The sequence below is a fragment of the Ferdinandcohnia sp. SAFN-114 genome (genome assembly GCF_059415045.1).
This window is the reverse complement of sequence record NZ_JBPFDQ010000089.1, coordinates 1-22,592: the sequence shown is the minus strand read 5'-3', so window position 1 is coordinate 22,592 and position 22,592 is coordinate 1. Positions and strand designations below refer to the sequence as shown.

21 protein-coding genes and 2 pseudogenes are annotated in these 22,592 nt (G+C 35.7%); 20 read left to right on the top strand and 3 right to left on the bottom strand.

All coding sequences use genetic code 11. The features are described 5' to 3' along the window. Positions 1 to 127 precede the first annotated feature (127 nt). The 16 genes from ACR65M_RS21885 to ACR65M_RS21810 all read left to right on the top strand — a co-directional run bounded on the left by ACR65M_RS21885 (position 128) and on the right by ACR65M_RS21810 (position 16,286). Positions 128 to 322, top strand: a complete 195-nt coding sequence (locus ACR65M_RS21885; protein WP_440274406.1) for a hypothetical protein — start codon at positions 128 to 130, stop codon at positions 320 to 322. A gap of 107 nt (positions 323 to 429) precedes the next feature. Then, on the top strand, positions 430 to 744 hold the full coding sequence (locus ACR65M_RS21880; RefSeq protein ID WP_368653033.1) for a YdcP family protein: 315 nt from the start codon (positions 430 to 432) through the stop codon (positions 742 to 744). A gap of 13 nt (positions 745 to 757) precedes the next feature. Further along, complete coding sequence (locus ACR65M_RS21875) at positions 758 to 1,138, top strand: YdcP family protein (protein ID WP_368653032.1); 381 nt, start codon at positions 758 to 760, stop codon at positions 1,136 to 1,138. Next, positions 1,138 to 2,478 (top strand): FtsK/SpoIIIE domain-containing protein, encoded by a 1,341-nt coding sequence (locus ACR65M_RS21870; RefSeq protein ID WP_440274405.1) that lies wholly within the window; start codon positions 1,138 to 1,140, stop codon positions 2,476 to 2,478. The genes ACR65M_RS21875 and ACR65M_RS21870 overlap by 1 nt, the downstream gene beginning before the upstream one ends. A gap of 228 nt (positions 2,479 to 2,706) precedes the next feature. Next, positions 2,707 to 3,894, top strand: coding sequence for a MobT family relaxase (gene mobT, locus ACR65M_RS21865; protein WP_440274404.1), 1,188 nt, complete (start codon positions 2,707 to 2,709; stop codon positions 3,892 to 3,894). A gap of 126 nt (positions 3,895 to 4,020) precedes the next feature. Further along, the gene (locus tag ACR65M_RS21860) at positions 4,021 to 4,242 is read left to right on the top strand and encodes a hypothetical protein (protein WP_047185293.1); all 222 of its coding nucleotides are present in this window, start codon (positions 4,021 to 4,023) and stop codon (positions 4,240 to 4,242) included. 120 nt (positions 4,243 to 4,362) lie between these two features. Then, complete coding sequence (locus ACR65M_RS21855; RefSeq protein WP_341165799.1) at positions 4,363 to 4,896, top strand: dihydrofolate reductase family protein; 534 nt, start codon at positions 4,363 to 4,365, stop codon at positions 4,894 to 4,896. Positions 4,897 to 5,088: 192 nt separating this feature from the next. Next, a complete protein-coding gene (locus tag ACR65M_RS21850; RefSeq protein WP_440274403.1) occupies positions 5,089 to 5,589 on the top strand; it encodes an antirestriction protein ArdA in 501 nt (166 codons plus the stop codon). A gap of 15 nt (positions 5,590 to 5,604) precedes the next feature. Further along, complete coding sequence (locus tag ACR65M_RS21845) at positions 5,605 to 6,048, top strand: conjugal transfer protein (RefSeq protein WP_440274402.1); 444 nt, start codon at positions 5,605 to 5,607, stop codon at positions 6,046 to 6,048. Beyond that, positions 6,032 to 8,479: a conjugal transfer ATPase TcpF gene (gene tcpF, locus ACR65M_RS21840; RefSeq protein ID WP_440274401.1), complete on the top strand. Its 2,448-nt coding sequence runs from the start codon at positions 6,032 to 6,034 to the stop codon at positions 8,477 to 8,479. Before ACR65M_RS21845 ends, tcpF begins: the two co-directional genes overlap by 17 nt. 4 nt (positions 8,480 to 8,483) lie before the next feature. Further along, positions 8,484 to 10,664: a CD3337/EF1877 family mobilome membrane protein gene (locus ACR65M_RS21835; RefSeq protein WP_440274400.1), complete on the top strand. Its 2,181-nt coding sequence runs from the start codon at positions 8,484 to 8,486 to the stop codon at positions 10,662 to 10,664. 8 nt (positions 10,665 to 10,672) lie between these two features. Then, a complete protein-coding gene (locus ACR65M_RS21830; RefSeq protein ID WP_440274407.1) occupies positions 10,673 to 11,683 on the top strand; it encodes a bifunctional lytic transglycosylase/C40 family peptidase in 1,011 nt (336 codons plus the stop codon). A 15-nt stretch (positions 11,684 to 11,698) separates the two neighbouring features. Next, a complete protein-coding gene (locus tag ACR65M_RS21825) occupies positions 11,699 to 12,610 on the top strand; it encodes a conjugal transfer protein (protein WP_440274399.1) in 912 nt (303 codons plus the stop codon). A 515-nt stretch (positions 12,611 to 13,125) separates the two neighbouring features. After that, positions 13,126 to 14,724, top strand: coding sequence for a Vga family ABC-F type ribosomal protection protein (locus ACR65M_RS21820; RefSeq protein WP_240452361.1), 1,599 nt, complete (start codon positions 13,126 to 13,128; stop codon positions 14,722 to 14,724). A gap of 12 nt (positions 14,725 to 14,736) precedes the next feature. After that, positions 14,737 to 15,624, top strand: a complete 888-nt coding sequence (locus ACR65M_RS21815) for a Vgb family protein (protein ID WP_164217511.1) — start codon at positions 14,737 to 14,739, stop codon at positions 15,622 to 15,624. Positions 15,625 to 15,641: 17 nt separating this feature from the next. Then, a complete protein-coding gene (locus ACR65M_RS21810; protein ID WP_164217509.1) occupies positions 15,642 to 16,286 on the top strand; it encodes a Vat family streptogramin A O-acetyltransferase in 645 nt (214 codons plus the stop codon). Positions 16,287 to 16,857: 571 nt separating this feature from the next. On the opposite strand, the pseudogene ACR65M_RS21805 reads toward ACR65M_RS21810, so the two are convergent. After that, positions 16,858 to 17,178 (bottom strand): annotated as a pseudogene (locus ACR65M_RS21805) (Rrf2 family transcriptional regulator); the annotation flags it as partial. Between the two features lie 124 nt (positions 17,179 to 17,302). After that, positions 17,303 to 17,523: pseudogene (locus ACR65M_RS21800) on the bottom strand (TetR/AcrR family transcriptional regulator); the annotation flags it as partial. A 318-nt stretch (positions 17,524 to 17,841) separates the two neighbouring features. On the opposite strand from ACR65M_RS21800, the gene ACR65M_RS21795 reads away from it, so the two are divergent. Beyond that, complete coding sequence (locus tag ACR65M_RS21795; RefSeq protein WP_164217505.1) at positions 17,842 to 18,594, top strand: alpha/beta fold hydrolase; 753 nt, start codon at positions 17,842 to 17,844, stop codon at positions 18,592 to 18,594. Positions 18,595 to 19,150: 556 nt separating this feature from the next. Here the strand turns inward: ACR65M_RS21795 and ACR65M_RS21790 are convergent. After that, positions 19,151 to 19,756 (bottom strand): TetR/AcrR family transcriptional regulator, encoded by a 606-nt coding sequence (locus ACR65M_RS21790; RefSeq protein ID WP_063608846.1) that lies wholly within the window; start codon positions 19,754 to 19,756, stop codon positions 19,151 to 19,153. A gap of 96 nt (positions 19,757 to 19,852) precedes the next feature. On the opposite strand from ACR65M_RS21790, the gene ACR65M_RS21785 reads away from it, so the two are divergent. The 3 genes from ACR65M_RS21785 (at position 19,853) to ACR65M_RS21775 (ending at position 22,066) form a co-directional block, all read left to right on the top strand. After that, on the top strand, positions 19,853 to 20,566 hold the full coding sequence (locus tag ACR65M_RS21785; RefSeq protein WP_164217503.1) for a GAP family protein: 714 nt from the start codon (positions 19,853 to 19,855) through the stop codon (positions 20,564 to 20,566). A 24-nt stretch (positions 20,567 to 20,590) separates the two neighbouring features. Then, positions 20,591 to 20,812 (top strand): hypothetical protein, encoded by a 222-nt coding sequence (locus ACR65M_RS21780; protein ID WP_077735380.1) that lies wholly within the window; start codon positions 20,591 to 20,593, stop codon positions 20,810 to 20,812. 102 nt (positions 20,813 to 20,914) lie between these two features. After that, the gene (locus tag ACR65M_RS21775) at positions 20,915 to 22,066 is read left to right on the top strand and encodes an acyltransferase family protein (protein WP_440274398.1); all 1,152 of its coding nucleotides are present in this window, start codon (positions 20,915 to 20,917) and stop codon (positions 22,064 to 22,066) included. Positions 22,067 to 22,592 lie beyond the last annotated feature (526 nt).

Here is a 22,592-nt window from a genome sequence, read left to right as displayed (position 1 = left end):
AATGTCACAATACTTATCTCAAGTATTGCCATTTTGGAGGTGTTTTATATTGTCTCACTATTTTAGGTTAGTCCAATGACAAATTCTACCTGTCATGCTTTTTTTATTGTCTCAATCAAGGGGGAGTGTGATTTCTTTGGAAGAAAATGAAATAAAAGTGATGGAATGGATTGAGGATCGTTTTGTAATCAATGAAATTGAAATAGAAGATTTTCCATTCTTTCCTTGTGGGAAGTTGATACGTGATGAGAATGGAGAAACGATGATTATATTTTGGTGTGTCATTTATGGACGTGTAGATTATCGACTACAAGAAGCATAGGAGTGATTCATTCATGAAGATGTATTATTCTCGTTCCCCTCCCTTCTGCTCTTGCTTTCCATTTGAATAGATAATCAAAAATTAAAACAAGAAAAGAGGGCTATATCATGGAATTAAAATATGTCATTCCAAACATGGAAAAAACGTTTGGAAATTTAGAATATGCTGGTGAAGGTAAAGTTGAACAGAGACGAATTAATGGCCGTATGACCACCCTTTCTCGAAGCTACAATCTGTATTCTGATATTCAACGGGCAGATGATATTGAAGTGATTCTCCCCCAAGATGCTGGAGAAAAGTTTTTTGAACATGAGGAAAAAGTGAAACTGATCAATCCTCGCATTACCGCAGAAGGTTATAAAATTGGTGATCGTGGTTTCACAAGTTATATTTTACATGCTGACGATATGGTCAAAGCATAAGGAGGAAAATAAGTTGAGATTAGCACAAGGAATCGTGATTGATAAAGAAAAGACATTTGGTTTATTAAAATTTTCGGCCTTACGTCGAGAGGTGTTTCTTCAAAATGAAGATGGTACCGTATCTTCTGAAGTCAAGGAACGCACATATGATTTAAAGTCTCGTGAACAAGGACGCATGATTCAAGTAAGCATACCTGCTTCCGTTCCTTTAAAGGAATTTGATTATAATGCGGAAGTCGAACTGATTAATCCTGTCGCAGATACCGTCGCAAATGCGACTTTTCGTGGCGCTGATGTCGATTGGTATGTGAAGGCAGATGATTTGGTTTTAAGGGGAAAAACAGGAACAACGGGTAGTAACACTTCAAAAGCTTCGCCAACAAAGGATAAATAATGAAGACCTTCCGAAGGCGAGGGAAACGCATTAAAGAAAAAGATGGTTCCCTCGTCTTTCAATTTATATTCTTTGGGCTGGTTAGTGTATGGCTCGTTTTCTTTCTCCCTTTTCATCTATCCTTTTTACTCTCGACCACATGGCAATTGGATGACTTTCAAGCACACTTTATGGGTGCGTATGGATTAGTTTCACTAATAATTAGTCTAGGGATGGTAGCTTGTTGTGCTTTTGCTTATTATCACTATCGGTATGACAAGATCAAACAAGTCATTCATCGTCAAAAGCTCGCAAAAATGATTTTGGAAAACGGATGGTATGAAATGAAACAAGTGCAATCCAATAGTTTTTTTGAAGATATACCAAATGGAAAAACAAAAGAGAAAATCAGTTATTTTCCTAAAATGTACTATCGCCTTGAAAAAGGGATGATTCGTATTCAAGTAGAAATCACACTCGGAAAATATCAAGATCAATTGCTGAACCTTGAAAACAAGTTAGAAAGTGGGCTGTATTGTGAATTGGTATCAAAAGAATTACATGACTCTTATGTAGAGTATGTCCTTTTTTATGATATGATTGCAAATCGTATTTCGATTGAGGAAGTTACTGTACAAAATGGCAGCTTAAAACTGATGAAATTCCTCTATTGGGAATATGATAAGTTGCCACATATGTTGATTGCTGGTGGAACAGGTGGCGGAAAGACGTACTTTATTTTAACCTTGATTGAAGCGCTGCTCAAAACAGATGCAAAATTGTATGTTTTAGATCCAAAAAATGCTGATTTAGCGGACTTAGCTACCGTTATGCCTGATGTGTACTACAAAAAGGAAGACATGATAACCTGTATCGATGAGTTTTATGAATCTATGATGGCTCGCAGTGAAGAAATGAAACAGATGCCTAATTATAAAACAGGAGAAAACTATGCGTATTTAGGCTTATCTCCCCACTTTTTAATTTTTGATGAATATGTAGCATTTATGGAAATGCTTGCTTCTAAGGAAAGTACTGCCGTATTAACAAAATTAAAACAGATTGTTATGTTGGGACGGCAAGCAGGCTTCTTTTTAATTCTTGCCTGTCAACGACCAGATGCAAAGTATCTTGGAGATGGAATAAGGGATCAATTTAACTTTCGAGTAGGATTAGGCAGAATGAGTGAGCTTGGGTATGGGATGCTTTTTGGTTCGGACGTACAAAAACAATTTTTCTTAAAACAAATTAAAGGCCGGGGATATGTCGACAAAGGAGACAGTGTGATTTCTGAATTTTATACACCCCTTGTCCCAAAAGATCATGATTTTCTAAAAGAAATTGGAAAGTTAGTGTCATAAAGGCTGCACAGTGCGGTGGCGTGCGAAGCGAAAGCCGACGTGCTGGGCGAAGCCTGCGTGGCGACAGCCACGCCTTAACCCCCCGTTTCTAACAGGGGGGTAGAAAAGCAATAGGAAACTGTCCGAGAAATGCCTTAACACCTGTAGGCACAATAGTTTAAAGGATATCACAAAGATGTCAACTCAAACGAAAAAGTTGACATCTTTTTTTAGTTTGGAGGAATGCACATGAATCAAGTGCCTTGGTATCAACGTTTAAAGGAAAGACGAGTGGAATATGGCGTATCACAAAATAAATTGGCTGTACATGTAGGGATTTCTAGACAATATATCAGTGAAATCGAAACAGGAAAAGTAACTCCGACTCCAACATTAAAAAATGCTCTATTCAATGTTTTAGAACAATTTAATCCAGATGCACCTTTGGAAATTTTGTTTGACTATGTACGGATTCGTTTTTTAACGACCAATCCGAAGCCTGTCATTAAAGAAATTTTGAAACTTAAAATGGAATATATGATGCATGAGGATTACGCATTTTACTCGTACATGGAACAATATGTGTTTGGAGATATTGTCGTCATGGTTTCACCTGATGAAGATAAAGGTTGTTTACTGGAACTGAAAGGAAAAGGTTGTCGCCAATTTGAAAATTTTCTACTAGCCCAACAGCGAACATGGTTTGATTTTTTTATGGACGTATTTCGTGTTGGTGGCGTATTTAAACGCATTGACCTTGCGATCAATGACAGGGCAAGCATCTTAGATATTCCGTTTCTCACACACAAATGTCGTAAGGAAGAATGTATCTCTGTTTTCCGTAGCTTTAAAAGCTATCGTTCGGGTGAACTTGTACAGAATCGAGAAAAGCCTGATATGGGAAATACGTTATATATTGGCTCGTTAAAAAGTGACGTATATTTCTGTGCTTACGAGAAGGATTACGAACAATACGTAAAGCATGGAGCATCACTAGAAGATACAAAAGTGAAAAATCGCTTTGAAATACGCTTAAAAAATGATCGTGCGTATCACGCGATTGTTGATTTAATGACCTATGAAGACGCTGGACGAACAGCGTTTTCCATCATTAACCGATATATTCGTTTTGTCGATAAGGATGAGAAAAAGCGTCGTAGTCATTGGAAAATCAATAAAGAATGGAAACGATTTCTGGATTTAGGTGTAAGTAGAAAAATTACTTTAACAACAAAACCTGAACCGTACACATTTGATAAAACACTTAGATGGTTGGCTCGACAAGTGGCTCCTACTTGGAAATTAGCAACGAAGCTCGATGAAATCAATCAAACGACTGTGATTAAAGATATGTTAGACCAGGCAAAGTTAACTAAGCGTCACCAACAATTATTGATGCAACAAGCACTTGCGACAGAAGAAGTCATTAACCGATAGATTGGAGGGATTGTATGAAGTTATTAAAGTACATTTTTATTACGATTATGGGCGGTGTTATTTTATGGGTTATCGAATGTATGCGTCAAGTGACAAAGTATTAGAGAATGAAAGGAGAAATAAACAATGAATTTTGGTCAAAATCTCTATAATTGGTTTTTAAGTAATGCACAATCGTTAGTGTTGATGGCAATTGTTGTTATCGGGATTTATTTAGGATTTAAGCGTGAATTTTCTAAGCTGATTGGCTTTTTGATTGTTGCCTTAATTGCGGTGGGATTAGTCTTTAATGCGAGTGGAGTGAAAGATGTATTGTTAAACTTATTCAACAGAATTATTGGAGCTTAGATAATGTGATTTATAGAAAAAAATGTGTGTTTACTGTATAGTATGAAATATTAATACTAGAAAAAGAGTCGTTTATTCAACAAACGGGTCAGTTAATGGAATAAAAGAAAGGGAAAAATGATGAGCAAAAAACGTAATTTAGTATTATTTATTGCTTCAAGTTTGGATGGATATATTGCTACAAAAGAGGAATCTCTTGAATGGTTATTTAAGGTTGAAGGTGAAGGAGATAACGGATTTACAGAGTTTTATGAAACGGTCGATACGGTTTTAATGGGCAAAAGAACTTACGATTGGATAATGAAGCAAGATATAAAGGAGTTCCCATATAAAAACAAAGAATGTTATGTGTTTACAAGATCGGTTGTTGAAGATACCGAAAATGTAAGGTTTGTTAATGATGATGTAACTAATTTTATTCATAAATTGAAAAATCAAGAAGGAAAGAACATATGGATTGTTGGTGGAGGAGAATTGTTACAGTCATTTATACAAGAAAAATTGGTTAATGAACTGATCTTAACGGTTGCTCCAACAATACTTGGTAAAGGGATTCCATTATTTAAAGAGGGAGATTATCAATTGGATCTTTCGTTGAAAGGAACTAGGAATTTCAATCAATTTGTTGAACTACACTACGATGTCAAAAATTAATGGAACACTCTTCAACTAAAGGGTGCGATTGTTTAATAAAAGTTTAACGCAGATATCTCTTAGATCTTATTCAACAAATATTTTTATTAATTGTTGGCTCTAGTGAAATCAAAATACGAAAATGAAAACAGCTACAATGAACAGTTAGCTGTTTTTTTATGCCCATTTTTAATAAAAAGGATGTGAAAACTAATGGACATGCAAGTTTACATTGCCAACCTCGGAAAATACAATGAGGGCGAATTGGTTGGCGCTTGGTTTACGCCTCCGATTGATATGGAAGACGTAAAAGAGCGTATCGGATTAAATAGCGAATATGAAGAGTATGCCGTGCATGATTACGAGTTGCCATTTGAAATTGATGAATACACACCAATCTCTGAAATCAATCGGTTATGTGCGATGGTAGAAGAATTGGAAGGATCGCCAATTTATCATGAGCTATCCGAAATTAAAAATTATTGGTTTGATAGTTTAGAAGAATTACTAGAAAATCAAGATGATATTATCTGTTATACAGATTGTGAAGATATGGAAGATGTGGCTCGGTATTATGTGGAAGAAACAGGCATGCTTGGGGAAGTTCCTACTAATTTACAGAACTATATTGACTATCGAGCACTTGGGAGAGATTTAGAATTAAACGGAAACTTTCTCGTTACGTCACATGGTGTATTTGAATATGTTGGATAAGTAAATATAAAAATTGTGAAACAGTCTGTGCACATGCAGGCTGTTTTCTTTTTGAAAGGAGAACGTATGAAAAAATTAAAAAGTTATACACGTATTTGGTCAGTAGAAAAAGTCATTTATGCCATTAATGATTTTCGTTTACCTTTTCCCGTCACATTCAACCAAATGTCATGGTTTGTACTCTCTCTTTTGATCGTGATGTTACTAGGGAATTTCCCTCCCCTTTCTTTGATTAATGGGGCGTTATTAAAATATGTCGGAATACCAGTTGGTTTGACTTGGTTTATGAGTCAGAAAACATTTGACGGCAAAAAACCGTATAGCTTTCTCAAGTCCGTATTGACTTATTGGTCCCGACCTAAAGTGACCTATGCGGGAAAACCTATCAAACTACAACGCATGAAGATTAATGAAGCTATTACTACTGTGAGGAGTGAAGTCCATGCGTTATCCGATTAAATATATGGAAAATAATCTAGTTTTTAACCATGATGGAGAGTGTTTCGCCTATTATGAGCTGTTGCCATATAACTATTCGTTCCTTTCACCAGACGAAAAAATACAAGTTCATGACCATTTCCGTCAATTAATAGCACAAAATCAAGATGGAAAAATTCATGCTCTACAGATTAGTACCGCTAGTAGTATTCGTTCTGTTCAAGAGCGAAGTAAAGAGTTAGTGTCAGGACGATTACAAGAAGTTGCTTATGAACGGATTGAAGATCAAACAGAAGCGCTTGTGTCGATGATTGGGGAACATCAAGTCGATTACCGTTTCTTTATCGGTTTTAAACTGCTCTTGAATGAAGAAGAAGTCAGTATGAAATCAATGGGGAAAAACATTAAAAATTCACTTTCTTCATTTGTCCGTGACGTAAACCATCACCTGATGGGAGATTTTGTTTCCATGCCTCATGATGAAATGAGACGTTTCTCTAAAATGGAATCTTTATTACAAAACAAAATAGCTAGACGTTTTAAGATCCGCCCTTTAAATAAAAATGATTTTGGCTACCTAATTGAACATCTTCATGGACAATCAGACATTGCTTATGAGGAATATGATTATCCTCTCCCTCTAAAGAAGTTGAAAAAGGAAACGTTAGTAAAGCGTTATGACTTGGTCAAACCGACTCGTTGTTTGATTGAGGAAAACCAACGTTATTTAAAAATCGTACAGGAAGAACAGACAACGTACGTTGCTTATTTTACGATTAATTCGATTGTAGGTGATTTGGAGTTTCCTTCGGATGAAATTTTTTATTATCAACAACAACAATTCACTTTTCCGATTGATACGTCCATGAATGTAGAAATAGTCACCAATAAAAAAGCCTTGTCTACGGTGCGGAATAAGAAAAAGGAGTTAAAGGATTTAGATAACCATGCCTGGGAATCCGATAACGAAACAGGAAGCAATGTCATCGACGCATTAGAACAAGTGAATGAATTAGAAGATGTGCTCGACCAAACGAAAGAATCGATGTATAAATTAAGCTATGTTATTCGAGTTTCTGCTTCTAATTCGGACGAACTTAAACAGCGTTGTAATGAGGTAAAAGATTTTTATGATGATTTAAACGTAAAACTTGTTCGTCCATTTGGAGATATGATCGGTTTACACAGTGAATTTATTCCAGCCAGCAAACGCTATATGAATGATTACATTCAGTACGTTACATCCGACTTTTTAGCTGGGCTTGGATTTGGGGCTACACAAATGCTTGGTGAAACAGAAGGGATTTATTTTGGCTATAACTTGGATACGGGAAGAAATGTCTATCTCAACCCTAGCTTAGCTAGTCAAGGGGTTAAAGGTTCGGTCACAAATGCCTTAGCTTCTGCTTTCTTAGGTTCACTTGGTGGTGGGAAATCTTTTTCCAACAATCTACTAGTCTATTATGCGGTTCTTTTTGGAGGACAAGCACTCATTGTTGATCCAAAGGCAGAACGGGGAAACTGGAAAGAAACGTTGCCTGAAATTGCTCATGAGATCAATATTGTAAATTTAACAAGTGATGATTCCAACAAAGGATTACTTGATCCTTTTGTCATTATGAAAAAGAAAAAGGATTCGGAAAGTCTTGCGATTGATATTCTTACCTTTCTCACAGGTATATCGAGTCGAGATGGAGAAAAATTTCCTGTATTACGACGCGCAATTCGTGCGGTCAGTCAACAAGAGGAACGTGGGTTACTTCTTGTTATCCAGGAACTTAGAAGTGATCCGAATCCATTAGCTGGACCGATTGCAAATCATATTGAAAGTTTTACAGATTATGATTTTGCTCACCTTCTGTTTTCAGATGGAACGGTGAAAAACTCGATTAGTTTAGAAAAACAGTTAAACATTATTCAAGTGGCAGATTTAGTGTTACCAGATGCAGAAACGAGTTTTGAAGAATATACAACGATGGAACTGCTTAGTGTTGCGTTGTTAATTGTTATCTCTACGTTCGCATTAGATTTTATTCATTCTGACCGCAGTATATTTAAAATTGTTGATTTGGATGAAGCTTGGAGCTTCCTACAAGTTGCACAAGGGAAAACACTTTCCAATAAATTGGTTCGTGCAGGACGTGCCATGAATGCTGGCGTGTACTTTGTCACTCAGAATGCGGATGATTTAACCGATGAAAAATTGAAGAATAATATCGGTGTGAAGTTTGCTTTTCGATCCAGAGATATCAATGAAATTAAAAAGACACTTGAATTCTTTGGAGTGGATAAAGAAGATGAGGGAAATCAAAGGCGCCTACGGGAACTGGAGAATGGACAATGTTTGATGCAGGATTTATATGGGCGTGTCGGAATTATTCAAGTTCACCCTGTCTTTGAAGATTTATTCCATGCTTTCGATACGCGACCACCTGTAAAGGAAACGAGGTGACAAAATGAACAAACAAAAAATAAAGAAGATCGTCCTAACGGTGGTACTCATTGGTGCCGCCGTTTTTCTTTGTCTTCTTTTACTTGGAACATTTGCACAAGCTGCTGGTTTAGTGGATGATACGGTATCGGAAGACAATTTGTATTCTAAATATGCCCTTGACCATTACCAACTCGATTTTTACGTGGATACGGGTTGGGATTGGCTCCCGTGGAACTGGAATGATGGCATCGGAAAACAAGTGATGTATGGCCTATATACAATCACCAATTTTATTTGGATTATTAGCCTATATTTATCAAATGCGACAGGCTACTTAATCCAACAAGCCTATTCATTGGATTTCATTTCACAAACAGCGGATGCCATCGGGAAGAATATGCAAACATTAGCTGGAATCACCGCCAGTGGTTTTAGCAGTTCGGGGTTTTATGTGGGCTTCCTGCTTATCTTTATTTTAGTAATCGGGATTTACGTGGCCTATACAGGATTAATGAAACGGGAAACGACAAAAGCCATTCGAGCGATTCTCAATTTTTTAGTTGTGTTTATTTTGTCTGCCTCCTTTATTGCCTACGCTCCAACATATATCAGTAAAATCAATGATTTTTCAGCAGATATTAGTCAAGCAAGTTTGGACTTAGGAACCAAAATTTTGATGCCGAACTCGACAAGTCAAGGGAAAGATAGTGTGGATATGATACGGAATAACCTTTTTTCTATTCAAGTGGAACAACCATGGTTATTATTACAATTTGGTGATTCAGATAAAGAGACGATTGGCGAAGAACGTGTCGAAGCCTTAGTTTCCACTAGTCCAGATGCCAATAACGGAAAAGATCGGGAAGATGCCGTCAAAACAGAAATTGAAGATCACGACAATAAAAATTTAACGATTACGAAGACCACTACACGTTTAGGAATGGTCTTCTTTTTATTTCTATTTAATATCGGAATTTCCATTTTTGTGTTTCTTTTATCGGGAATTATGATTTTCTCACAAATTCTGTTTATTATCTATGCCATGTTTCTACCTATCAGTTTTTTATTGTCCATGATACCTACCTTTGAAAACATGGGAAAACAGGCGATTATGAAATTGTTTAATGTGATTATGCTTCGTGCTGGGATTACATTAATCATTACTGTTGCTTTCAGTATTTCTTCCATGCTTTACAGTTTAACAACGAGTTATCCATTTTTCTTGATTGCCTTCTTACAGATTGTGACATTTGCGGGCATTTACATGAAACTTGGTGACATTATGAGCATGTTCAAACTGCAAAGCAATGACTCGCAACAAGTTGGACGTCAAGTCATGCGTCGTCCTTACCGAATGTTTAATCGGGGCAGTCGCCGATTACAACGCTCACTTGGACGTACCCTTGCGGGGGCAATAGCTGGAGCAACGGTCGGAGCAATGGTCGGGAAATCAAAACAAACAAAAGGTTCGTTCTCTTCACTACGCCCATTGCAACGGCTAACATCGACTACGAAAAATAACAAAGAACGCTCAAATGCAAATACAAAACCAATCTCTTTGAGCCAAAAAGTAGGTCAAGTCACAGGAAAAGTACTTGGTGCGAAAAAGCAGTTGCGTGCAAATATTAAGTATCGTAAAGATCAGCTACATGATTTACCTACTACTGCTCAATATGCGGTCATGAAAGGAAAAGAACAAATTACAAAACCTTCCCGCGATTTTAAAGAAGGGATAAAACAAGCAAAGGAAAAAAGACAGCAAGTAAATACAGCACGTGAAGCAAAACATCGTCAAACAATTGCAGATAGGCGACAAGCTTTGGATAAAAAACGTACTCCTTCTCAGGAATTTGTCAGTCCTAAACGACCACTCACACAAAAAGGCAATGAATTGTTACATCAGGAAAGATTAATGAAAACAACTGTTCAAGAAAAACAAAAGAATAGACCTGTCACAATAGTCGAACATAGGAAGCCAACCAAATTACAACAACGGTTATCCAGTCCACACAGAAAAGAACATCTGATTGAAACCGATCATTCTAAACAACCTGTTAAAAAAGGAAACCGACCTGTCCAAGAAGAACGTTCCCGATTAAAAAATAATCGAAAAATCATCAAACGCCCTTCTAAACCCCTTAAACGAACAAGACAAAAACAGATTAAGAAACGGTTCGTGCAAACAAGTAGGAGGAAACGCTGATGAAGATGATGAGATTAAAAATCACGTTAATCACTTGGGGATTAGGATTTATTGCGTTGTTTGGGCTATTAGCATTTGTAGCTATTTTTATATCGAATGAAGAACATTCATCAGATGGTGGTGACTTCATTGGTGAAATAGGCGGTATATCGGTTTCTGCAGACGTGTTAAAGCATCAAGCAATGGTAGAAAAATATGCGAAAGAATATGGTATTCTTGAGTATGTTTCGACACTACTTGCCATTATTGAAGTGGAAAGCGGTGGCAAGTTAAAAGATGTGATGCAATCAAGTGAATCGTTGGGATTACCACCTAATACATTGGATACCGAAGCATCTATTCAACAAGGAACAAAATATTTTGCGGATTTATTACGTTCCGCAGAACAATATGGTGTCGATGGGAATACAGTCATTCAGGCTTACAACTATGGTGGTGCTTTTATTGATTATGTCGCAAAACGAGGGAACTCTTACTCTTTTGAACTAGCTGAAAGCTTTGCGAAGGAACGGTCAGGGGGAAGTAAAGTCACTTACTCCAATCCGATAGCCGTAAAGAAAAACGGGGGCTGGCGTTATCTTTATGGAAATATGTTTTATGTCGATTTAGTGAGTCAATATTTCATTTCTGTCCAATTTGATGATGAAATGGTTCAAGTTGTTATGAATGAAGCCCTAAAGTATGAAGGGTTCCCTTATGTCTTTGGGGGTGACAATCCAAAGACCTCTTTTGATTGTAGTGGACTGACACAATGGAGTTATCGGAAGGCCGGTATCAACTTACCTCGAACAGCACAGCAACAATATGACGTAACCGAGCATATACCTTTATCGGAAGCAAAACCGGGGGATTTAGTATTTTTCCATTCCACATATAATGCAGGAACGTATGTTACTCATGTTGGTATATATGTTGGAAATAATCAGATGTATAACGCAGGCGATCCGATTGGTTATGCGGATTTGACATCTTCTTATTGGCAAAAGCACCTCATTGGAGCTGGACGGATTAAACAATAGAAAGGGTTGGAATAGATGAAAAGATTATTTAAGAAGACAGACAAGCAAACGAAAGAAACAAAACCTAAAAAAATAAAAGTAAAGACAGTTGGACCACGTAAAAAGTCAGTGATGATGTTATGGATAGTTCTCCTAGGAAGCCTTGCCTTTGGGATTTATAAAAACTTTACAGCAATTGACCAGCATACGGTTCATGAAAAAGAAATCATTGAAACCAAGATGGTAGATACGAATGCCATAGAAAGCTTTACGAAAAACTTTGTGAAAGACTATTACACATGGCAAAACAAAAAAGAATCCATTGAGCAACGTACAGAAAAAATCAATGGTTACTTGACAGAGGATTTACAAGCTCTAAATACTGATACTGTAAGAGATGATATTCCGACCAGTTCCAGTGTAGGTGATATAAATATTTGGTCGATATCGCAAGAAAATGAGGATACCTATGCGGTTGTTTATTCGGTAGAACAAAAAGTTACAGAGGGTAAAAATAGTGAGTGGGTTCGCTCCACCTATCGTATTTTAGTTTATCAAGATAAAATGGGAAGCCTAGTTATTACACAAAATCCTACCTTATGGAGCTTACCGAATAAATCAGATTATGAGCCACAACAACCTGAAAGTAACGGAACGGTTGATTCTGATACTGTTCAAGAAGTAACGGAATTTTTGGAGACATTCTTTGCGTTTTATCCTACTGCCACGGATAAAGAACTTGCTTATTATGTGAAAAATAATGCCTTACCACCGATTGGTAAGGATTATTTATTTTCAGAGCTAGTTAATCCTGTATTCCAACAGTCTGGAAATCAGGTATATGTCTGGGTATCGGTGAAGTATTTGGATGAGACGACAAAAGCAACGCAGTTTTCACAGTATGTGCTCACTTTAGAGAAGGATACGAATTGGATGATTGTAAAATAAGTGAATAGGTTCCATTGATTAAATGAGAGTCAAATCAGAGAATTTTGCTTAGATGGGGAACCATTTTCTAGTATTATAGTGTAACACTTGATTTTACTGATTTTTATGCATATAATATAATTAATAAATATCGGAAGGGTGAACCAAGTACATGATTTATTAATCCTATTTACTAGAAAAACATTCGTGATAAGTTACGATACGATTTTCTGAATAGGATAAATCTGTACTTTTTTAATCAATGTACTATAAATATTAAATAATATTTTTGTATTCTTTCCTATTCAGAAGTCAACGAATGATGACAACAATTTTCTGAATAGGATTAATAATGTACATTATTATAATCAAAAAGTATATGTAAATTAATTGTTTAAGTGTTTTCTTTTTGCGATTAATTATGTGCCTCCTATTCAGAAATGATAGGAGGTTTTTTGTTTTCTTAAGTAAAAATTGAGAGTAAGTATAAGAATTGTTTGCCTTAATAAAAAAGTGTATGAAGTACATTATTTGTTATGTATGAAGGGAGGGCTCAAGTAATGATTCTTGAAGCTAAGAATATTGAATTAACAATAAAAGACCGTAAACTTTTAGATATTGACCAATTATATATTCATAATATGGATAGAATTGGTGTAGTTGGTCGTAATGGAAGTGGAAAAACAACATTATTGTCCATATTGTCTGGTGAAATCGAAGCAGATAAAGGAGAAGTTATGACAACTGTAAGCCGCTATTATTTACCTCAATTGCAAAAGATGGATACCTTTAAAAGTGGTGGTGAAATAACAAAGTGTTATATTGACAAAGCATTGGCTACTAAGGCAGAAATTTTATTTGCAGACGAACCAACAACAAACCTTGATGCCCGTAGTATAGAAGAACTTGAGAAACATTTCATTCGATATCGTGGAACAATTGTCCTTGTTTCACACAATCGTTATTTTTTAGATCAAATTTGCACAAAAATTTGGGAAATAGAAGAAGGGAACATTAAGGAATTTATCGGTAACTATACAAATTATGTGGAGCAAAAGGAATTACTCCGGCGAAAACAAAAAGACGAATATGAAAAGTTTATAACGAAGAAACGACAATTGGAACGTGCTACAAAACTAAAAGAGCAAAATGCTAAAAAAATGATTAAGCCACCTTCAAAGCGAATGGGTACATCTGAATCTCGCTTATATAAAATGGAGTATGCGACTAAACAAAAGAAAATGCATCAAAACATTAAGGCTCTGGAAACACGTGTAGAAAAATTGGAAAATGTTAAAAAACCAAAAGAACTGCCAGCAATAAAAATGAATTTGCCGAATGGGGAACAAATTCTAGGACGAAATGTAGTTCGTGTTAAAAACTTATCTGTAAACTTTGAAGATCATGTGCTTTGGAGAGATGCTTCATTTGTTATAAAAGGTGGTGAAAAGGTTGCAATTATTGGTAATAATGGGTCTGGAAAAACAACATTGTTGAAACAGATTTTATTAAGAGTACCAAAAGTATCCATATCGCCAGCAGTAAAAATCGGGTACTTTAGTCAAAAGATTGATATTTTAGAAAACAAGAAAACTATATTAGAAAATGTAAAATCCACCTCTCCTTATCCAGAAGATATTGTCCGTACAGTACTTGCTCGGTTACATTTTTTTGGTGAAGATGTATATAAGTCTATTGAAGTATTAAGTGGTGGGGAAAGGGTAAAAGTAGCTTTTGCAAAAGTATTCTTGAGTGATATGAATGTATTAGTAATGGATGAACCAACAAACTATTTAGATATTGAAACTGTTGAGGCACTAGAAAGGTTATTAATGAACTATGAAGGGACAGTCATCTTTGTTTCACATGATAGCCGTTTCGTTGATAATATTGCAACTAAAATTATTGAAATTTCTCAGCAAAAGGTTACAGAGTTCACTGGAAGTTATAAAGAATTTAAAGAAAGGAACCAGAAGACAGAACATGATTATATTAAAGATGAACTCCTAAAAGTTGAAGTCAAACTGACTCAAATCATTAGTGAACTAAATAGTAAGTCTTCAGGAAAACTAGAACAAGAATTCCAAATGTTGATTAATAAACGTAATAATTTAAGAAATCGATTAAAAATATAGAGGAAATTTAGTATGAATATAGCAGAATATATGATTGCAAGAACTAACTCTGGACCTTATGGGATAGCTTCAGCAAAAGACGGAAATGTATGGTTTACTCAACATAAAGCAAATAAAATCAGCTGTATAGATCAAAATGGCAGAATAAGAGAGTATACAGTTCCAACCCCTAACGCTAAAGTAATGTGCTTAACTGTTTCTTCCCGTGGTGATATATGGTTTACAGAGAATGGAGCCAATAAAATAGGAAAAATGACAATAACAGGTGATTTTACAGAATATCCATTGCCACAGCCTGATTCTGGTCCTTATGGAATAACTGAAGGTCCAAATGGTGAAATATGGTTTACTCAGATGAATGGAAACCGGATAGGAAAGTTGACGGCTGATAGTACTATATATGAATATGACCTACCAAATAAGGGGTCTTATCCTACATTTATTACATTAGGTTTGGATAACGCACTTTGGTTCACAGAGAACCAAAATAATTCAATTGGAAGAATTACGGATAAAGGAAAAATAACTGAATATCCCCTACCAACACAAGCAGTAGCTCCAGTAGGTATTACTAATGGCAACGATGGTGCAATCTGGTTTGTAGAAATTATGGGAAATAAAATAGGTCGAATTACTACTGATGGTGAGATTAGAGAATATGATATTCCAACTCCAAATTCACGTCCACACGCTATTACTGCGGGAAAGAATGGTGAAATGTGGTTTACTGAATGGGGAGCAAATAAAATTGGTCAAATTTCTGCTATTGATGGGAAAATTAATGAGTATGAAATTCCAACATCATCAGCAGAACCACACGGTATCGCATGTGACCCAAATGGGGATATCTGGTTTGCATTAGAGTGTAATAAAATAGGCCGTATTAGACATAACTCATAAAAAGGAGTGTATTGTATATGTCAGAAAAAATAAAAGGTCCTAGCCCGAATAGAATATATCCAATAGATGAAAATAAAAACCTTCAGTTTATTAGACCATCATTAACAAAGCCGAATATTATAGTTGGCGAGTACACTTATTATGATAGCAAGAATGGAGAACTTTTTGAGGATCAGGTTTTATATCATTATGAAGTTATAGGAGATCGATTGATCATCGGAAAATTTTGTTCAATCGGTCCTGGGGTCACTTTTATAATGAACGGAGCTAATCATCGCATGGATGGTTCCACTTACCCATTTAATATCTTCGGAAACGGGTGGGAAAAGTATACACCTACATTGGATATGCTACCTTTAAAAGGAGATACTGTTATAGGCAATGATGTCTGGATTGGACTAGACGCTACAATTATGCCAGGAGTAAATGTCGGGGATGGAGCGATTATTGGAGCCAAGTCCATCGTTACAAAAGACGTAGAACCTTACACGATTGTTGGAGGAAATCCTGCTAAGGAAATAAAGAAACGATTCTCTGAATCGAAAATAAAAGAATTACTAAAAATAAAATGGTGGGACTTAGAAAACGAAGTTATCTTAGATAATATTGATGCAATTCTTAGCTTGGATGTTGACGTACTTAAGAATATCATTAAACCCTGATCTTATATGAATTTGTGATGCTCCCCAATATGGTTTTGTTTTTTGGAAATGAATTTAATTGAATTAATATGACACAAGGAAAACTTTAACAAGCATTTTGTCTAGGAGTCGATAGTTAGGTGAGGATTGACCTTATTGCTGTTGCCGAAGATATTTGATGTTTTCGCTGGGAGATAGATTTCACCCCAAAAATGATAGGAACCTGAATGTGATTCAACAACAGGTTCCTATATCCTAAAGTGGAAGGTGATTTCTTTATTAATGAAATTCGTGAAAGTAAAGATACATAAATCTTGGAATTTTACGTGTTATGATGGACAAGTAGTGAGATATAGATCCTATAAGAACTGAAAAGCATTTATGTTTCGGTTTTGATAAAAAAAACACAATTACGCTTCAAGCCCGCTACATTTTCAACTTATTTTCTTTCCTCAAGGGCTGTTAGAGCAGTTTCGACATTCTTAAGACATACTTTCCCAAACGAGTGTGCTGGATGTTCCTTCGCTTTCAATTAAATAAGGATATGCACAGGCCCTCCTCCAACCGAGAAATGGTTTTTATCTAGTCACAACTAGTTGTTAAGTTTTTTAACAAGATCAATGATTTTTTTGTTCTTTAGTAGTTGCTCCATTTGTTGTTCCGCATCTAAGATTACTTGCTGAATCAAGCATTCGCTTCCATGATTAAAACTGCATTCGAATATAGATGCCCTACCTTCAATTGCATGGATTACATCTAAAAAGGATATTTCATTCTGGTTGCGTTTCAGCATGTATCCACCGCTAGCGCCTGATATAGAATGGATTAAACCAGCCTTTACTAATTTGGTCAACATTTTTGAAAGGTAGGTTCTTGAGACTTCCAGTTTTTCAGCTAATATGTGGACTCTCACAGTCTATTTTGACTTTTAAGATTTGAGTAGAAAAAGAGCTATCATTCCCCCTTTCAATAAATTATTTTCTTGATTTTAATTTTGTTCTTTAACAAAAATAGCACGGAAGATATCGCCGTGCAGTATTCTCCGACCGTTCTTTCTCATGAGCAAGAAAATATTCCATAATAAATAATAGTAATTCATCTTGTTTGAGAAATAATGCCTAAGTGCTCTGGTAGACATTCCGACTTCAGATGCAATTCTTCGGATAGATGCTTTTTCAATACCTTCCGTTTCAATAATTTTCCAAGCTGTTTCAACGATCATTTTTCTTTTGTGATCATGATCAACTATTTTCTGCACTCAAATCACTCTTGCTTTTATTTAATACACTGTGCTATTATAATTTTATCGCAGTGTGTGAAATAAATAAGGGGGGATGTTTAGGTTCTTGAAATCACTTATAGGAACATTAAAGCGGATGGACATTATCAAAGTGGTGAAATAGGACCTTTTTGAGAAATTAAATCATTTGTAAGGTACATTAAACTTTTTTTATAATCGAATAAGTTTAATAAATGGTTTATTAACAGTTTGGGGGATAAGGGAAGGAATCATAGAATGAAACGAAGATAGTCATGGGCAGTGCCTACTTTTTTCATGGAAAGGAGATTGAAATAGATGGATCTTCATTACGAAATTAAAGGAAGTGGAAAGCCGGTTATACTACTTCATAGTGGAGCTATGGATTCACGTGACTGGGAATTCATCACCCCACATCTTTCAAAGTCGTTCAAAGTAATCACTCTTGATGTCCGGGGTGCAGGGAAGTCACCCGTTCCTAATGAACCCATTGATTATGTTGAGGATCTTAGAAAACTCTTGGATCATCTTAAAATTAAGAAAGGTGCCCTCGTTGGACATTCCCTGGGGGGACAAATTGCAACTGATTTTACTCTGACCTATCCAAAAAGAGTGTCTCAACTGGTATTGGTCGCTCCAGGACTGTCGGGGTTTAAATTTTCTTCCGAGCATGCGGAATTAGAGAGCCGAGTTTCTAAAGCTGCACCAGATGTCGAGAAAATGATTAATATAACATTAAACGAGCCTTCCTGGAGCGTTTCTTTCGGAAAAGTATACGATTTATTACGTGAAATGATGATACATAATATTCAAAAGACTTTTGATTGGAAAACATTCAAAACTGCTTCCTCCAATTCAGCGATGGAAAGATTGGGAGAAATTAAAACAAAGACACTTTTTATCATAGGAGAGAAGGACTCAGAAGATCTCTTTAAAATCGCACAATTATATAAGGAAATTCCCAATATTAACTTTGTGCGTATACCTGGTGCTAATCACATCATCACTTTGACCCATCCTAAGGAGGTTTCCGACCACATCAGTCATTTTTTGAGCTTACTAGAATGGTAATATCGCGAAAACACAGATAAGGGATCTGTTCCAGTTAGGGAAAATCGTAAGTGGAAGCAATCAACCAACCATAACGTTGTCCTGAATGTGGTTTTGATAAGAATACCGTCAGAAGTCTTTAGGGACTACTTATCATCTAAAAGCGAGAATACTACCCGATGGCATTCATTGGTTTGGGCAGTCATTCTGTATTTGTTTCAGCAGATTCTCTTCAAGCTTTTTGGACATGGGATTGCTGAAAGGCATTACGCTAACTTGGGGTAGTATGGATGCACTGGTTAGGAGCTTGAAGTAAAGTAGAGAACAAGACTTTATAATTTAATATGATTTTAAAATTATAAAGAAATATTCACAAAGGCGATTGACCCAAATAGTTAATCGCCTTTTAATTACATTTTGTATAGATGTTTACTTGTCTCCAAACGGTAAAGAATACTCTTATTTCAAACCTATAAAATTGCTTAAACAATATAAAATATTATTAAGCACTTTTTAAGTGAAAAACTTCTAAAAACTAAATCTACTAACCCGTTGAATAAAATTGATACATGATCAACTAACTCAATTGACTTTCATTGCAGAGTGTTTCTAAATGATAACGGATTACTTCCTTCACCTTATCTGGAGAGTAGACATCAGGTCTTAACAGAGCATGAATGGACAATCCATCAATTAATACCGCTAGCCTACTCTTTTCTAATTTTACATTAGTTGAATCAGATAAAATCCCTTGTAGAACTAATATCTCGATCATTGAACTTGCTAATTCATACATACCGTTAGTCATTTCATCTTTTTTTTCTTTTAAAGTATCACTTGTAAGTGACTGAAGTGCAAGGATCCACCAAACACTCGTTTCGATTTTCTTTTCTTCATCAATTGGTATGAGCTCTAATAAAACTTCCGCAACCGCCTGCAATGGATTGTCTGACCAACTTTTACTTTGAGAACGTTTTTTCCCTTCTTCCAGATAATAATCCATGATAAATAATAACATTTCATCCTTAGTTGAAAAATAATGTCTTAACGCTCCAGCAGACATGCCTGCTTCAATAGCAACTCTTCTTATAGATGCTTTTTCGATTCCCTCTTTCTTAATAATACTCCAAGCGGCCTCAGCAATTGACTTCCTCTTTTTTTCATGATTAACAATCCTTGGCATAAAAAATCACTTCCCTTTCTTAACACAGTGTGTTATTATAGCTTTAACACACTGTGTTATTTAAATTATAACATATAAAAAGGAGGGACTCTATATTTGATCGAAAGTATTGAAGCATTGATGCCTTCTTCATCAATAGACACATCGATAGCTTTGCTAATTATTTCTATTTGCGCATTAATTGATATATTAAGTCCTGGTGTACTTGCTGTAACAGCTTATTTATTATTGACACAGCCTAATCAATTATCTTCTCGCTTGCTTGTTTTTTTGTTTATTACGCAGTTTGGCTACTTCGTAGTGGGCTTATTCCTATACTTTGGTGGAGATTCACTATTGAAAGGAATCGGAAAATTATCTGAATTTGACTTTATCAATTGGTTTTATCTCCTTTTTGGAGCAGTTATGGCTCTAATTAGCTTCTGTAAACCAAATGATAATACAAAAAAACGTTTAATTTCATTTATACCCCAAAAAACAACGATGAAAGGGATGATCATGTTAGGTATCATTGTTTTTCTAATTGAATTTGTAACTGCTTTGCCTTACTTTTATTCAATTTTGTTAATGAATCACCTAACAATTGAGCCTTCCTCTTCTATCTTTATTATAATTGGCTACAATCTTGTAATGGTGCTTCCTTCTCTTCTTTTGTTAGGGGTTAATATTATGTTTAAAGAGAGACTGCAACAATTTCTAAATAAAATTAGATCAAAATTAAATGAAGCTCCGATTTCCTCACTCTTGGTAGCGATAGGAGTAGTAGGTGCGGTTTTTTTCAACATCGGTCTTAGAGGCATATTAAATTAAAAAATTATTAATGAGGTGTTCATCATGAAAGAAATTATCAGTGGACTTGGTCTACTTTTCGTTATACAGGGAGTAGGCGGATTAATCAATCATTTGACTAATGGTGGAAAAAGTTGGTTTTTGGTAAATTATATTGATGCGTTTCAGGGATTTGAAATTGTTATGGACATTATATTTATTGTAGTTGGCGGGATCATAAGTTTAGCCTCTTGGAAAATAGGCGGATCAACTAAAAGTGAAAATTAAAATATAGAGCAAATAGGACGGATTATACATAGCCGTCCAGCTTGGCGGATGCTCCGTTGAGATATATTTTTAAATATTAATAGGGGGAACATAAGAATTATTATGAATTCAAGACATATAGGGAGCTCGTCTCTCCAAAAGGAAGGTCGGTTATACTTTATTGATAACCTAAGGGCAGCTCTTACAATGTTAGTAGTGCTACATCATTTAGTGTATTTTTCCATCTATAACGAAGTATTATCACAAGGGTCTATTGGGGTTGTTATGGGCCTTCTATTCCTTGCTTTTAATCAGACTTTTTTCATGGGGACGTTTTTTCTTATTTCCGGATATTTTGTTCCTTCATCTTTTGAACGTAATGGAGCGACCCGATTTATCAAAGATAGATTCATCCGGTTCCTAGTCCCGTTTATCTTCTACGTTCTCATTCTTAGCCAAGTTCAATCAATTGAAGTCTATATGCTTAACCAGGAGCCATTTACATGGCAAACCTATTTTTCAAATTTAACCTATGGCCCGATGTGGTACGTCGAGCTACTTTTCGTATTCGTTTGTTTATACGCAGTCTGGGCGAAGTTTATGAGTAAAAATAAGCTATCAATAGTTCGGCAGAGTACGCCACCCACCTACAGAATGTTTACAGTCTTTGTCATGATATTAGCGGTAGGATACTTCATCATAAGACTGTGGGTCCCTGCTCTTGATTTACCCGGTGGATCTCCCGAGGTTCAATCATTCGTTGGACTTTTTACAGCAAGCGGGTATGATCTCCCACAATATGTCGGGCTATTCATTTTGGGCATCATCGCTTACCAACGCAATTGGTTTCGAAATATTCCTGATTCTATGGGTAGGGCGGGTTTTGGAATTGCAATTGGAGCATCGATTCTTCTTCTTCCCTTAGTCTTGTTATTTGGGGTAGACGGATTACAGTTTTCTGGTGGCTGGAACTGGACATCTTTGGTTTATTCTCTGTGGGAAGCTCTATTTTGTGTTGGCGTCATTCTCGGATTAATCATATTCTTTCGCAAAAGAGTTTTTCATCAAGGAAAAGGTTGGAGCTTCTTGTCAGCCCATTCTTTCGTGATTTACATCATTCATATACCGATTATCGCTATTGTTATTGCTGGATTGAAGGTCATCCACTTTCCACCATCCTTCATGTTTCTAGCTATGATTCTGATCACGATACCACTTTGCTTCTTGTTAAGTTATATAATTAAGCAGATTCCCTTTGTGTCAAAGATTCTTTAGGATGGTGAATATTAAAGAAGAAAAGAGGATACGACGATAACCATATCTGCCCTTATGCTTCTCAAAAATAGAACTAATGAGCCTTTTCCACTTTGAATTTTTATCTGAGTGCTCAAAAGTATTAATTTTATAATAATAAGTGTTACGTGGAATACCGGAAATTTTGAGTAATGTCTTCACAGGATAATCGTGCCTTAGCTCATATACTACTTTTACTTTTTTGTTTTGTCGTAATTTGTTTTCTTCTTGAACTAAGGCTTTCAACTTTTTGAAATAGAATTTTCCATTTAATAATATGTATAAATTTTTACTCCCACCTGGCTTATGTTCAGTTGGGCTTTTTTGTATTTAATGAATATTTTTTAAAATATTACTCTTATTTTTGGCATTTCATAAAAAATCTTGTTGAAGGTTATGAAAGGGGAAATCATCACCCACCTTTGCAGTTACGAAGGGAGAGGAAATGCATGATAGAACCAGATCGTACCGAGTGGCAAGTTCGCTGTGCATTTAATGCTTTTTGTAA

Excerpts from the sequence above, each read along its gene's own strand:
- ACR65M_RS21860 (WP_047185293.1), top strand. The coding sequence starts at position 4,021 with ATGAATTTTGGTCAAAATCTCTATAATTGGTTTTTAAGTAATGCACAA.
- ACR65M_RS21850 (WP_440274403.1), top strand. The coding sequence starts at position 5,089 with ATGGACATGCAAGTTTACATTGCCAACCTCGGAAAATACAATGAGGGC.
- ACR65M_RS21780 (WP_077735380.1), top strand. The coding sequence starts at position 20,591 with ATGAAAGAAATTATCAGTGGACTTGGTCTACTTTTCGTTATACAGGGA.
- ACR65M_RS21790 (WP_063608846.1), bottom strand. The coding sequence starts at position 19,756 with ATGCCAAGGATTGTTAATCATGAAAAAAAGAGGAAGTCAATTGCTGAG.
- ACR65M_RS21795 (WP_164217505.1), top strand. The coding sequence starts at position 17,842 with ATGGATCTTCATTACGAAATTAAAGGAAGTGGAAAGCCGGTTATACTA.
- ACR65M_RS21820 (WP_240452361.1), top strand. The coding sequence starts at position 13,126 with ATGTATGAAGGGAGGGCTCAAGTAATGATTCTTGAAGCTAAGAATATT.
- ACR65M_RS21835 (WP_440274400.1), top strand. The coding sequence starts at position 8,484 with ATGAACAAACAAAAAATAAAGAAGATCGTCCTAACGGTGGTACTCATT.
- tcpF (WP_440274401.1), top strand. The coding sequence starts at position 6,032 with ATGCGTTATCCGATTAAATATATGGAAAATAATCTAGTTTTTAACCAT.
- ACR65M_RS21880 (WP_368653033.1), top strand. The coding sequence starts at position 430 with ATGGAATTAAAATATGTCATTCCAAACATGGAAAAAACGTTTGGAAAT.
- ACR65M_RS21775 (WP_440274398.1), top strand. The coding sequence starts at position 20,915 with ATGAATTCAAGACATATAGGGAGCTCGTCTCTCCAAAAGGAAGGTCGG.
- ACR65M_RS21830 (WP_440274407.1), top strand. The coding sequence starts at position 10,673 with ATGAGATTAAAAATCACGTTAATCACTTGGGGATTAGGATTTATTGCG.
- ACR65M_RS21825 (WP_440274399.1), top strand. The coding sequence starts at position 11,699 with ATGAAAAGATTATTTAAGAAGACAGACAAGCAAACGAAAGAAACAAAA.
- ACR65M_RS21810 (WP_164217509.1), top strand. The coding sequence starts at position 15,642 with ATGTCAGAAAAAATAAAAGGTCCTAGCCCGAATAGAATATATCCAATA.
- ACR65M_RS21815 (WP_164217511.1), top strand. The coding sequence starts at position 14,737 with ATGAATATAGCAGAATATATGATTGCAAGAACTAACTCTGGACCTTAT.
- mobT (WP_440274404.1), top strand. The coding sequence starts at position 2,707 with ATGAATCAAGTGCCTTGGTATCAACGTTTAAAGGAAAGACGAGTGGAA.
- ACR65M_RS21855 (WP_341165799.1), top strand. The coding sequence starts at position 4,363 with ATGAGCAAAAAACGTAATTTAGTATTATTTATTGCTTCAAGTTTGGAT.
- ACR65M_RS21870 (WP_440274405.1), top strand. The coding sequence starts at position 1,138 with ATGAAGACCTTCCGAAGGCGAGGGAAACGCATTAAAGAAAAAGATGGT.